Below are 11,818 nucleotides of genomic sequence, written 5' to 3'. Positions count from 1 at the left end.
GTGCGCCGCGCCGTCGCGGCGGGCGACCGGCCGGCCGCCCGCGGCCTGCGCGCCGACCTGCGCCGGGCCGAGCAGGAGTGGGACGAGGCCGTCCTCGGTGACGGCAGCGGAGACGGGACGGACCCCGGCGCCGACGAGCCCGTACGCTCGCGGGGCGGGCAGGGCCACGCGGATGAACGTGACGATGGCGATGACGCGGGCGGCGTTGCGCGACGCGATGGGCAGCAGCGCGGCGACGGACAGGACGGGAGGCGGCGCGGGCTGCTGCCCGTCCGCGAGCAGGTGCACCAGGCGCTGACGCTGCTCGGCGCGCCCGCCGCGCCGAGGCTGATCGGCTCGGTGCACGCGGCGTTCTTCTCCGGCGACATCGCCGGCGGCCGGCTCACGAGCCTGCGGCGGGACGAGGAGCGCTCCTTCCGCACCGCGCCGTACGCCCGGCCCTACTACCTGTGCGCCGCGCTCACCGCCGACCTGCTCGCGCCCGCCCGCGGCCTGCTCACCGTGAGCACGTGGCCGCTGGAACGGCGCATCGTCGGGCCGCTCAGCCCCCGCACCGACTTCCTCACCTCCGCGATCCGCCTCGCCGAGCACGCCGGGCGCGGCACGCCGTCCCCGGACGTGCAGCGGCTGCTGTGGCGGTTCGCGTCCAACATTCCCGGTGCGGTCACCGATACGGTCGGTACAGTCGATCCGGCCGTGCTCGCCGAGGCCGCCCGGGAGGAGCTGGACGTCCACCTCGAGGCCGACCGGAGGCGCCGCGCGTCGGCCGCCGGGCGCGCCCGCGAGCGGCTGGACGACGCGGAGCGGCTGTTCGGCAGCCGGCTGCGGGCCCTGCACGAATCCGGCACGCGCCGTGCCGCCACTGGAGAGACGGACCGATGACCGAGACCGCGCCGGACCTCGCCCGGCTGCGCGGCGGCGCTCCCCCGCGCAACCACGACGCACGCACGATCGCCGCGCTCACCGCGAACCCCGGCTGCGCCCGCCGCGGCCTGATGGACGCGGCGGGCGTCGACAAGGACGCGGTCGCGCGGACGCTCGGCTTCCCCACCCCGTTCGGCCAGTCGCAGTTCGCGATCACGCGTGGGAACGCGTTCGAGGCGCAGGTGAAGGCCGACGGCTGCGCGGAGCTGCTGACGCTGCTGCGCGAGCGGCTCGGCCTCGCGGTCCCGGAGGTCGCCTACGACGATCTGGAGGTGGTCGCGGGCAACGAGGGGCGGGAGCTGCGGCACACCCGCACGCGGCGGCTGCTCGCCCGCGCGCTGGAGTCCGGCGAGGGCACGCTGTTCGACCACCCGCTGCTGCGGCTGGAGATCGCCGGGCAGCTCGCCTACCTGGAGCCGGACGTGATCGCGTTCCAGGTCGCGGGGCGGCTGCACGTCATCGAGATCAAGTCGTTCGCGGTCGTCGACGGGCAGGCGGAGCCGGAGCAGGTCGCCGCGGCGGCCCGGCAGTCCGCGGTGTACGTGCTGGCGCTGCGCCGACTGGTGGCCGAGCTCGGGCACGACCCGTCCCGGGTGTCGCACGAGGTGTTCCTCGTCTGCCCGGAGAACTTCTCGAACCGGCCGACGGCGACGCCGCTGGACGTCCGGCCGCAGCTCGCCGTCCTCGAACGGCAGCTCGCGCGCCTCACCCGGATCGACCGGATCCTGGAGGAGCTGCCCGAGGACCTGACGTTCGAGCCCGGCGACGCGCTCGACGCTTCGGTGCGGGCGGTGGAGGCCCGGTACGCGCCCGAGTGTATGGGCGGCTGCGAGATGGCGTTCTTCTGCCGGGACGAGGCGCGGGCGTGCGGGGCGACGGGCGCGCTCGGCCGGTCCGTCCGCGACGACCTCGGCGGCGTGGACACGATCGGCACGGCGCTCGCGCTCGCGGACGGGTCGCTCAGCCCGTCCGACGACCTGGCCGAGACCGCCGCCCAGCTCCGCGCCGCGGCCCGCCTGCGCGCCGAGGCCCTGCTCGCCGTCCGGGACGGCGCCGCGTGACCCCGGCCGCCGCGCCGGACGCAGCCCCCGCCACGCCCGCCGCCGGGCCCGCGGGAAGCGGGACATGAGCGCGCTGACGTCGCTCGCGCAGCTCCAGGCGGCCGACGCCGGGATCGCCCAGCCGCTCGCCACCGTGCGGCACTGCCATGTCGCGGACGCGCCGCTCGTGCTGGTCCCGCTGAAGCTCGCCGGGGAGGCGGCGGCGCCGCTCGCCGTCATGCTCGGCTCCGCGCCGGACGACGCGTCGCTGCTGGTGGTGCCGCAGCCGCGCAACCGGGACCTGCGGTTCGCGTTCGCCGCCGACCTGGCCAAGCTCGTCCTGAACCACATCGAGACGAGCCGCGGCGCGGTCGAGGAGCTGCCGCCGGGCAAGGAGGGCGAGGAGCGCATCCGGTACGGGAACGCGCCGCAGTTCCTGGTGCCGAACCGGGGCGGCGTCGCGTTCCTGCGGCTGCTCGGGCGGTCGACGCGGTTCCGGAGCACCGAGGGCCCGTACGCGGTGGACCCGGCGGTCCCGGTGCTCGGCCGGTGGCTGACGTGGTTCGCCGAGCGGTACGACCATCCGGGCTCGTCGCTGCTGCGCGCGATGACCGAGGTGCTGCGGCTGCACTGGGCCACCGGCCAGAGCTCCCTGGAGGACGGCAACCTCGCCGCGCTGGTCGGCTGGATCGACCCGCCGGACGGGCTGGACGGCCCGGCGGCGGCCGCGCAGGCGGAGGACCCGGTGGTCTGGCCGCCGGCCGGGCCCGCGACCGACCCGACGTTCGACAACGAGGTCCTCGCCCCGGCGATCGCCGCCTACGACCGGTCGGGCGGCGACCCGCGCACGGAAGAGCGGCTCCGCACCGCCGTCGCGAGCCAGCTCACGCCCACCTGGGAGCTGATGTGGCGGGCCGTCGGGCTGCTGCGCGCCCTGCCCGAGGGCGCGAGCGTGCCGGGCCGCTGGGAGCGCGACCGGGACGCCTTCACCTATTACCACCAGACGTTCGGCGAGGCGTATCCTCAGGCGCGCCGCGACCCGCCCGTCCGGGCGGCGCGGCGGCTGCACGACCTCGAACGCGCCCAGGACGCCTACGACGCGCAGCGGGCCTTCGACGACCCGCTGGTCATGGCCGAGTACCGGCTCGCGGGCCAGGCGTTCGGCGGGACGGTCACCGCGTGCGAGCCGGAGCGCCTGGACGAGACGGGCAAGCGGCCGAAGCTGCGCCCGCGCGTCCGGATCGCGACCGAGGACCCGGTGCGGCTGGACGTCGGGACGACCGTGTGCAACGCCGCGCGGCCCGCGCTCAAGGGGAGGATCGTGGAACTGGGCGGCGACGGCGTGCTGCTGGAGCTGACGGGCGGGATGGGCCGCAAGCTCGTGCCCGAGCCGGGGACCGTGCCCCGGGAGGGCGACCGGGTGGTCTTCACCTCGCTGACGGAGGGCTCGTGGGGCGCGGCGAAGTTCCCCGACCGGGAGAACACGCCGTGGACGCACGGCGGGCCGCCCGAGGAGTACACGCCGACCGACGAGGACGCCGAAGAGGAATGGTCATGACCGAAGGCGGGACGAGGAGCCTGTTCCCGGTGGCCGCGCCGGTCCCGGCGGCGGACGACCTCGATCCGTCGGCGGCGGCGGCGAGGGTCGTCGAGGAGGTGCTCGCCGACCTCGCCGGCGCGCACCGCGGCGTCGTGGTCGACTCCCCGCCGGGCGCGGGCAAGTCCACGCTGGTGGTGCGGGCCGCCGCGCACGTCGCCGCGGCGGGCGAGCGGCTGATGATCGTCGCGCAGACGAACGAGCAGGTCGACGACCTGATCGACCGCATCGCGGAGAAGCATCCCGGCATCACGCTGGGGCGGCTGTCGGCGTCGGGGTACCTGCCGTCGGAGCGGGTCCTCGCCCGCCCGTCCGTGCGGGTCGCGCAGAAGGCGGACGACCTCGCCGAGCACACCGTGGTGATCGCGACCGCCGCGAAGTGGGCGACGCTGTCCGACGGGTCGTGGCCGTGGGCGATCGTCGACGAGGCGTACCAGATGCGCTCGGACATGCTGCTGCGCATCGCGGGCCGGTTCGAGCGGGCGCTGTTCGTGGGCGACCCCGGGCAGCTCGACCCGTTCTCTACGGTCGAGGTGGAGCGCTGGGCGGGCCTGGCGTGGGATCCGATGCGCAGCGCCGTGTCGGTGCTCCTCGCGCACAACCCCGACCTGCCCGTCCACCGGCTGCCGGTGTCGTGGCGGCTGCCCGCGTCCGCCGCGCCGGTGGTGTCGGAGGCGTTCTACCCGTTCACCGGGTTCCGTGCCGGGACGCGCCCGGAGCAGCGGCGGCTGGAGTACGGGGCGCGCGGGATGGGCACCACCTACGACCGGGCCCTGGAGGAGGCGGCGTCCACCGGGTGGGCGCTGTACGAGCTGCCCGCCCGGCACACGCTGCGCACCGACAGGGAGGCCGTCCAGGCGACGGCGGCGCTGGCCGTCCGGCTGCTCCAGCGCGGGCCCGTGGCGCACTCCGAGCAGGGCGCGAACCCCGTGGGCGCGGACCGCGTCGCGATCGGCGCCGCGCACCGCGACCAGGTCACCGCGATCCGCGCCGCGCTCGGCCCGCACGGCGCGGGCATCACCGTCGACACCGCCAACCGCCTCCAGGGGCGCGAGTACGACGTGACGGTCGTGCTGCACCCCCTGTCGGGGCGCCGCGACGCGACCGCGTTCCACCTGGAGTCGGGGCGCCTGTGCGTCCTCGCGTCGCGGCACCGGCACGCGTGCGTCGTGGTGGCGCGGGCGGGCATCCCCGAGCTGCTGGATGCCCACCCGTCCACCGAGCCCGTGCATCTCGGCGTGCCGGTCAAGTTCCCGGACGGGTGGGAGGCGAACCAGTCGGTCCTCGCGCACCTGGCCGCCCACCGCGTACCGGCGGGCTAGGGCTAGCCGCGCAGGGCGGGGCCGGCGGTCGCGGCCCAGCGGCCGCCGTGCCGGGTGATCGTGATCGGGTGGTCGAAGCAGGCGCTGACCAGCTCGGTGGTGAGGACGTCCCCGGCCGGGCCGGACGCGAGGACCCGCCCCTCGCGCAGCAGCAGCGCGTGGCTGGTGCTGGTCGGCAGCTCCTCCAGGTGGTGCGTGACCAGCACCGTGGTCAGGCCGGGGCGCTCGGCGCGGAGCTGGTCGATGCTCGCGAGCAGGCGCTCGCGGGCGGCGACGTCGAGACCCGTCGCGGGCTCGTCGAGCAGCAGGAGCGGCGGGTCGGGCATGAGCGCCCGCGCGATCAGCGTCCTCCCCCGCTCGCCCTGGGAGAGGTTCGGCCAGCGGGCGTCCGCCCGGGGCGCGAGGCCCAGCAGCCCGATCAGCTCGTCGGCGCGGCGCAGCTCGTCCGCGGTGGGCGTCCAGCGCGGTACCAGCTCGATCGTGCCGGTCGCGCCGGTCAGGACGACCTCCCGGACGGTCCGCGCCGACTCCAGCGGGTGCCGGGGGTTGACCTGCCCGATCAGGCGGCGCAGCTCCTGCACGTCCACCCGGCCGAGCCGGCGGCCGAGGATCTCCGCGGTGCCGCGGGTCGGGTGGGTGTAGGCGCCGAGGATGCCGAGGAGCGTGCTCTTGCCCGCGCCGTTCGGGCCGATCAGCGCCCAGTGCTCGCCGCGCAGGACCGTCATCGTCACCTGGTCGAGGAGCGTGCGCCGCTCCCGCACAAGGTCGACCTTGTCGGCGTTGAGGACGACATCGGCCCGGGCGTGGTCGAGGGACACCGGGGGAACTCCTGTCTGGAACGCGGCATGCCGGAGCGGCACGCGAGGGACGGCGAGGACGCGCGGAGTGGGCGGCGGAGAGGGGCGCGGGGCCGGGATCGCCGGGGCGCGGGCGCCGAAGAAGATCTTCAACGTACCCGAAGTATCGCGGCACCTGGTACGAGGGAGGCCCCCGGACGGATACTGTGAGAGCCGGTGCCTCAGCGATCAGGGGAGGGACATGGAGGACATCGGCTTCATGTGCGCCCGCTGCGGCGGCGAGGTGCACGACGTCACGCACAACCGCGAGGGGTCGCTCGACGGCGTGGGCTACCGCCACAACCGGCGGGTGGAGCCGTGGGACCACGAGCTCGAACTGGCGGTGGGCGAGCCCGCCCCGCGCGATCCCGAGTGCGACTTCTGCACCGCCGCAGCGCCGCGCTGGCTGTACTACCCGACGCTCGACCCCGAGGACACCGACATGTTCGAGGTCGAGCTCGACACCACGCACCTGTCCGACGACGACACGGCCGTGGCCGTCCTGAACATGCTCTACCCCTGGTACGCCTGCGACACGTGCTCCGTGCTGGTCGCCGACCGCAACGTCGAGCTCCTCATCGCCCGCGCCCTCGACCGCACGCCCGTCCCGAGCGACGGGCCCGTCGACGAGGAGACCGTCCGCGCCCGCCTCAAGGGGTCCCTCTCCGTCTTCTTCACCACCCGGCCGGGCCGCCCGCAGCCGTCACGCGCCGTCTGACCGGCGGACACGCGCCGCACACCGGGCGCCCCCGGAACCGGGTCGGCCGCGAGGCCGTCAGACCAGGTCAATATGATCGGTCCCGTTTTGCGGTGGATCTGAAGCACGGGGGAACGCAGGGTGATCATCGATGGACGGTTCTCCGGCCCGGACGGGTCGGGCAACGGCGGCTACACGGCGGGCCTCCTCGCGGGGCGGGTCGCCGTCGACACGGTGACGGTGACGCTGCGGCGGCCGCCGCCGCTGGACACCGAGCTCACCGTCACGGTGGAGGACGAGCGCGGCCTCGGCGCGCGGCTGTGGGACGGGGAGGTCCTGGTCGCCGAGGCGCTCGCGGGCGCGATCGTGGTGCCGCCCGTCCCGCCGGTCCCGTTCGAGGCGGCGCTGGAGGCGGCGGAGAAGTACCGGACGCTGGAGAGCCACCCGTTCCCGCGCTGCTTCGTCTGCGGGCCCGAGCGGGAACCGGGCGACGGGATGCGGCTGGAGCCCGGGCCGGCCGGGGACGGCACCGTCGCGGCGCCGTGGGTTCCGGAGCGCGTCCCCGGGCGCGAGCTCGTGTGGGCGGTGCTGGACTGCCCCGGCGGCTGGGCGGCGGGCGCGGGGACCAGTCCCTCGGTCCTCGGCACGATGACGGCGCAGGTCAGCGAGGTGCCGCAGGCGGGCGAGCGGTGCGTGGTCATGGGCCTCGCGCGCAGCCGCGAGGGCCGCAAGACGCACGCGGCGACCGCCCTGTACGGGTCGGACGGGCGGCTGCTGGGCCGCTCCGAGCAGATCTGGGTCGAGATCGATCCGCGGCTGTTCGGGAGCTGACCGGCCGCCGCCGGCTGAGGGGCGCGGCGGCCTGAGAATTGCACCGTCGGCGGAGGGGCGCGGGCGGGTTCGCGGAGGCGCCGGGGGCCGGATACCGACCGAACCTGGTCCGATTCGGCATGGGCACGATAAATGTGTCGTTTGACACGTCTCGGCGGGGCGTTCGGCTGTCTAATCTGAGCTTCCGCGAAAACGGAGGCGGGTCAGATGAGCGGAACCGGATTCCTCCTGCTGGGGATCGCGGCGTTCGCGGCCTACGTGGGCATGCACTGGGAACGTGCGCGCCGCGCCCTGTTCGACGTGCGGCTCGGCCGCCAGCGGGTGTCGAACCTGCGGAAGCAGGCGGCGAAGGAGCGCTCGCAGACGTCGCTCATCATCGTGGCGGCGGCGGTGGTGCTGTTCCTGGTCGTCAAGTACGGCGGCTAGCGGGGCCCCGGCTGCCCGGGACCCTCGCGTGCGCGGCCGGGGCCTTACGGGCCGGTGAAGAGGGGGTCTTCCCGGTCGACGCCGTTGAGGGGGCGGCCGCCGCCCTGCGGAGCGCCGCCTTGGGGAGTGCCGCCCTGCGGAGCGCCGTGCGGCGCGCCGCCCTGCGCGGCGGGGTTCGGCGTGCTCGGCGGGAGGACGCCGGGGCCCGCGGGGCCGCCATGGGCACCGGGAACGCCGGGAACGCCGGGAGCGCCGGAAGCACCGCCCGGGCGGTGGACGGGCGCGGACAGCGGCATCGGGCCGCTGGACGCCATCATCCCGTTCTGCGTCGTCGGGCTCTGCGGCGGTCCCCCGATGGGAGGCGGGCCCGGCGGCATTCCGGGCGGCGGGACGCTCCCGTTGTGCGAGATGCCGACCGAGGGTCCGGCGGGCGGGGGCGCACCGCCGCCCGGCATCCGCCCGCCCGGCGGGATGTTGGACGACAGCGTGTTGTGGGTGAACTGGTCGACCTGGCGGCGCGCCCGGTCGGCCTCGGCGCGGGCGGCGTCGCGCTCCTCGGCGAGCGCGGTCAGCGCCGCCTGCTGCTCGGCGACCGACTGGGAGAGCTGGCGGAGCTGCACCGACTGGTCGTTCACCTTAGTGGTCAGCTCGTCCCGCTCCGCGGCGGCGGCTTGGGCCTGGGCACGGGCGGCGTCGCGCTCCTTGACGGCCTCCTCGGCGCGGGCGTTGGCGCGGACGACCTCCGCCTCGGCCTCCGACTGGGCGCGCAGCGCGGCGGTGCGCTCGGCCTCGGCCTTGCTCGCGGCCTGCATGGCGCGCTGCCGCTGCGCCTCGGTGTCGCGCATGGCGTTGCGCAGGTCCTCGGCGCCCTGCCGGGCGACGGCGGCCTCGACGCGCTGCGCCTCGGCGGCGCCCTCGGCCTCCGCGAGCTTGGCGTGCAGGGTGACGAGCTCGGCCCGCGCCGTCTCCAGCGCGGCGAGCAGCTCGGTCTCGCGGGCCGCGACGCGGTCGCGCTCGCTCTCCGCGGCGAGCTTGGCCGTCATGGCCTGCTGCGCGATCTGGTGGGCCTCCTCCCACGCCTGCTGCGCGGCGTCGCGCTTGGCGGTGGCGAGCTTGGCCTCCTCGCCGGCGCGCGAGGCGTCCTTCTCGGCGGCCTCGGCGCGCTTGCGCGCGGACGCCGCCTCGTTCCAGGCCTCCTCGGCCTTGCGCTGGGACGCGTCGCGCTCGCTCTGCGCGATGGCGAGCTCGCGGGCGGCCTCGGCGCGCACCTCGGCGACGCGCCGCTCGACGCCGGCGACGCTCAGCTCGGAGGTCAGCGAGTCGGCGAGCAGGTCGGCGGCCTTCTCCAGCCGCTCGACCATCTCCCAGGTGGAGGCGACCTGGCCGGTGAGGCCCGGCGCGTCCCGGCCGCGCTCGCGGCGGTCGCGGGCCTCGCGGGCGCAGGCGCCGTCGTTGTCCTGGCAGTAGCGGACGGCGCGGACGGCCCCCACGGGCTGCGGGACGGGGCGGCCGCAGTTCGCGCACGGCCAGACGGTGACGGGGTCGCCCATGCGCGCGACCGCCGTCCCGGCCGGGTCTCCCTCGCCGTGGGAGGCGCCGGCGCCGGGGGGCGCGGCCGTCTCCTCGGGGCCGCTATTGTCGCGCTCTTCGCTGTTAGGCATGGAATGAACCTTACGCACTGAGCGGCGTGGCTGCAGTGACTTGGGTGTCACATGTGGGGGCGCCCAAGTCGTCGCCGACTTCACGTACGGCCGCCCAGGGGCACCGCTCAGGAGCCGGAAGCGCCGCCGCGCAAGGCCTCCCGGTGCTCGCGCCAGCGGTCCATCATCCCGCCGAGCTCCTTCTGCATGAAGGCGAAGAAATCGGCGGACTCGGTCAGCCGGCGCCCCGCGGGCGTGTCCGTGCCGACGAGCTGCGCGGCGCCGTAGAGGCTCTCCTCGAACATGGTGAGGGCGCGGTCGCGTCCGAGGATCGCGTCGTGCCAGACCTCGTCGCGAACGCGGAAGACGTCGCGCCGGGAGCCGGGGTCCCGCTCGCGCGCGACCATGTGGAGCATCGACAGGTGCCGGACGGCGCCGGAGATCGCGGCGGGGCTCACCTGGAGGAGCTCGCCCAGCTCGGCGGCGGTCAGCGCGCCGGAGTCGGTGACCAGCAGCGCCGCGAAGACCCGCGCGGGCATGCGCTGCCAGCCCGCGTCCGCCATCTGCGCCGCGAAGCGCTCGATGAACCGCTGGATCGCCTCGGGATCCCGCCTCGGTCCCGTCGCGTCGCCCACCCGCACCAACTCCCTCACCCGCCCGATCGGCCGCCATCAGCATATCGGCGGTTCACAACATTCGGAGTATTCACAAAATTGTGAAATCAGTGTAGCTTCCGGACCATGCGAACCGCCATCTCCGTGTCCGGCCTGGTCAAGACGTTCGGCCGGACGCGCGCGCTCGACGGCCTGGACCTCACCGTGCGGACCGGCGAGGTGCACGGCTTCCTCGGCCCCAACGGCGCCGGGAAGTCCACCACCATCCGCGTCCTGCTCGGCCTCATGCGCGCCGACGCCGGCACCGCCCGCCTGCTCGGCGGCGACCCCTGGCACGACGCCACCACCCTGCACCGCCGCCTGGCCTACGTCCCCGGCGACGTCACCCTCTGGCCCAACCTGTCCGGCGGCGAGGTCATCGACCTGCTCGGACGCCTGCGCGGCGGCCTGGACCAACGCCGCCGCACCCAGCTGCTCGACCGCTTCGAGCTCGACCCCAAGAAGAAGGGCCGCGCCTACTCCAAAGGCAACCGCCAGAAAGTCGCCCTCGTCGCCGCGTTCGCCTCCGACGCCGAACTGCTCATCCTCGACGAACCCACCTCCGGCCTCGACCCCCTCATGGAGGAGGTCTTCCAGGAGTGCGTGAAGGAGGAGCGGAGCAGCGGGCGCACCGTCCTGCTGTCCAGCCACATCCTCAGCGAGGTCGAGGCGCTCTGCGACCGCGTCACCATCATCCGCAAAGGACGCACCGCCGAGACCGGCACCCTGGACGAGCTGCGCCACCTCACCCGGACGTCGATCCACGCCGAACTGGCCGCACCTCCGGACGGCGTCACCGCGCTGCCGGGCGTCCACGACGTCCGGGTCGACGGCACCACCGTCGCGTTCGAGGTCGACACCCCGCGCCTGGACGAGGCGCTGCGCAGGCTCACCGAGGTCGGGGTCCGGAGCCTCGTCAGCCGTCCGCCCACGTTGGAGGAGCTGTTCCTGCGCCACTACGAGGACGACCTGACCGAGCACGCGGAGGCCGGACGGTGAACACCCTGGCGGGCACGGGACGGCTGCTGCGGCTCGGCCTCCGCCGCGACCGGGTCGTCATCCCGGTGTGGGTCGCGGTCCTCATCGGCTTCCTGATGACGACGCTGTCGAGCTACCGGAAGCTGTACAGCACGCAGGCGGAACGGGACGAGTACGCGGCCGGGCTCGACGGCAACGCCGCCGCGCGGGCGTTCTTCGGTCCGGTCCGCGACGCGTCCACCGGCGGGCTGACCGCATGGCGGCTGGGGATGCTCGGCCTCGCCCTCGCCGGCGTGATGGCCGTCCTGCTGGTGATCCGGCACACCCGGGCCGAAGAGGAGGAGGGGCGGCTCGAACTCGTCGGGTCCGGCGCCGTCGGCCGCCGGGCCCCGCTCACGGCCGCGCTGCTCGTCGCCTCGGCGGCCGCCGCGGTCGTCGGCGCGCTGGCCGCGCTCGTCCTCGCGGGCGAGGGCGCCGGGGGCGCGCTCGCGTTCGGCCTGACCTGGACCGCCGGCGGGCTCCTGTTCGCCGCCGTGGCCGCGGTCGCCGCCCAGGTCACCGAGAACGCCCGCGCGGCGCGGGGCATCGCCATGACCGTCCTCGGGGTGTCCTTCCTGCTGCGCGCCGCGGGGGACGCCTCCTCCGGCGCGCGGTGGCTCACCTGGGCATCGCCGTTGGGCTGGCTGGGAGAGGTCCGCCCGTACGCCGGCGACCGCTACTGGATCCTGCTGCTCCCCCTTGGCGTCGCGGCCGCCCTGGGCGCGGCCGCCTACGCGCTGGTCGGCAGCGATCCGCGGCCCTCGCTGGAGCTGTGGCGGTGGGAACTGCGGCCGGGGGAGACGCGGGAGAGCGACGCGCATGTCCCCGGCACCAA

General features: G+C 75.5%; 13 protein-coding genes. 9 read left to right on the top strand and 4 right to left on the bottom strand.

What is annotated here, in order from left to right; all coding sequences use genetic code 11:
* Nucleotides 1-288: hypothetical protein (locus tag E1300_RS41410; RefSeq protein ID WP_207400254.1), on the bottom strand; the 288-nt coding region annotated here is incomplete at its 3' end.
* On the opposite strand from E1300_RS41410, the gene E1300_RS41405 reads away from it, so the two are divergent.
* The 4 genes from E1300_RS41405 to E1300_RS41390 all read left to right on the top strand — a co-directional run bounded on the left by E1300_RS41405 (nucleotide 283) and on the right by E1300_RS41390 (nucleotide 4,883).
* On the top strand, nucleotides 283-882 hold the full coding sequence (locus tag E1300_RS41405; protein ID WP_131762752.1) for a hypothetical protein: 600 nt from the start codon (nucleotides 283-285) through the stop codon (nucleotides 880-882). The genes E1300_RS41410 and E1300_RS41405 overlap by 6 nt on opposite strands.
* Nucleotides 879-1,985 (top strand): hypothetical protein, encoded by a 1,107-nt coding sequence (locus tag E1300_RS41400; protein ID WP_131762751.1) that lies wholly within the window; start codon nucleotides 879-881, stop codon nucleotides 1,983-1,985. The genes E1300_RS41405 and E1300_RS41400 overlap by 4 nt, the downstream gene beginning before the upstream one ends.
* A gap of 64 nt (nucleotides 1,986-2,049) precedes the next feature.
* Complete coding sequence (locus E1300_RS41395) at nucleotides 2,050-3,522, top strand: hypothetical protein (RefSeq protein WP_131762750.1); 1,473 nt, start codon at nucleotides 2,050-2,052, stop codon at nucleotides 3,520-3,522.
* Nucleotides 3,519-4,883 carry an AAA family ATPase gene (locus E1300_RS41390; RefSeq protein WP_131762749.1) on the top strand — a complete coding sequence of 455 codons (1,365 nt, stop codon included), beginning with the start codon at nucleotides 3,519-3,521 and terminating at the stop codon, nucleotides 4,881-4,883. Before E1300_RS41395 ends, E1300_RS41390 begins: the two co-directional genes overlap by 4 nt.
* A 2-nt stretch (nucleotides 4,884-4,885) precedes the next feature.
* On the opposite strand, the gene E1300_RS41385 is transcribed toward E1300_RS41390, so the two are convergent.
* Complete coding sequence (locus tag E1300_RS41385; RefSeq protein ID WP_131762748.1) at nucleotides 4,886-5,701, bottom strand: ABC transporter ATP-binding protein; 816 nt, start codon at nucleotides 5,699-5,701, stop codon at nucleotides 4,886-4,888.
* Between the two features lie 220 nt (nucleotides 5,702-5,921).
* Between E1300_RS41385 and E1300_RS41380 the strand changes: the two genes are divergently transcribed.
* From E1300_RS41380 to E1300_RS41370, 3 genes are all read left to right on the top strand, one after another.
* Entirely contained in the window at nucleotides 5,922-6,437 is a 516-nt protein-coding gene (locus tag E1300_RS41380; protein WP_131762747.1) for a hypothetical protein, read from the top strand.
* Between the two features lie 120 nt (nucleotides 6,438-6,557).
* Nucleotides 6,558-7,247: a hypothetical protein gene (locus tag E1300_RS41375; RefSeq protein ID WP_131762746.1), complete on the top strand. Its 690-nt coding sequence runs from the start codon at nucleotides 6,558-6,560 to the stop codon at nucleotides 7,245-7,247.
* A 207-nt stretch (nucleotides 7,248-7,454) separates the two neighbouring features.
* Entirely contained in the window at nucleotides 7,455-7,673 is a 219-nt protein-coding gene (locus E1300_RS41370; protein ID WP_131762745.1) for a hypothetical protein, read from the top strand.
* A gap of 44 nt (nucleotides 7,674-7,717) precedes the next feature.
* On the opposite strand, the gene E1300_RS41365 is transcribed toward E1300_RS41370, so the two are convergent.
* The gene (locus tag E1300_RS41365) at nucleotides 7,718-9,334 is read right to left on the bottom strand and encodes a coiled-coil domain-containing protein (protein ID WP_242619730.1); all 1,617 of its coding nucleotides are present in this window, start codon (nucleotides 9,332-9,334) and stop codon (nucleotides 7,718-7,720) included.
* 107 nt (nucleotides 9,335-9,441) lie between these two features.
* Entirely contained in the window at nucleotides 9,442-9,948 is a 507-nt protein-coding gene (locus E1300_RS41360) for a GbsR/MarR family transcriptional regulator (RefSeq protein WP_242619729.1), read from the bottom strand.
* 105 nt (nucleotides 9,949-10,053) lie between these two features.
* Between E1300_RS41360 and E1300_RS41355 the strand changes: the two genes are divergently transcribed.
* The gene (locus E1300_RS41355; protein ID WP_131762744.1) at nucleotides 10,054-10,965 is read left to right on the top strand and encodes an ABC transporter ATP-binding protein; all 912 of its coding nucleotides are present in this window, start codon (nucleotides 10,054-10,056) and stop codon (nucleotides 10,963-10,965) included.
* The coding region (locus E1300_RS53060; RefSeq protein WP_503104943.1) for an efflux permease Rv1217c-related protein at nucleotides 10,962-11,818 on the top strand (857 nt) is incomplete at its 3' end. The genes E1300_RS41355 and E1300_RS53060, both read left to right, overlap by 4 nt.

It is taken from the genome of Actinomadura fibrosa (assembly GCF_900659615.1).
In the GTDB taxonomy this organism is placed as follows: domain Bacteria; phylum Actinomycetota; class Actinomycetes; order Streptosporangiales; family Streptosporangiaceae; genus Spirillospora; species Spirillospora fibrosa.
This window is presented reverse-complemented; position numbering and strand designations above follow the sequence as displayed.

Coding starts and splice junctions, on each gene's coding strand:
- E1300_RS41400 (WP_131762751.1), top strand. CDS start 879: ATGACCGAGACCGCGCCGGACCTCGCCCGGCTGCGCGGCGGCGCTCCC.
- E1300_RS41395 (WP_131762750.1), top strand. CDS start 2,050: ATGAGCGCGCTGACGTCGCTCGCGCAGCTCCAGGCGGCCGACGCCGGG.
- E1300_RS41390 (WP_131762749.1), top strand. CDS start 3,519: ATGACCGAAGGCGGGACGAGGAGCCTGTTCCCGGTGGCCGCGCCGGTC.
- E1300_RS41380 (WP_131762747.1), top strand. CDS start 5,922: ATGGAGGACATCGGCTTCATGTGCGCCCGCTGCGGCGGCGAGGTGCAC.
- E1300_RS41370 (WP_131762745.1), top strand. CDS start 7,455: ATGAGCGGAACCGGATTCCTCCTGCTGGGGATCGCGGCGTTCGCGGCC.
- E1300_RS41365 (WP_242619730.1), bottom strand. CDS start 9,334: ATGCCTAACAGCGAAGAGCGCGACAATAGCGGCCCCGAGGAGACGGCC.
- E1300_RS41355 (WP_131762744.1), top strand. CDS start 10,054: ATGCGAACCGCCATCTCCGTGTCCGGCCTGGTCAAGACGTTCGGCCGG.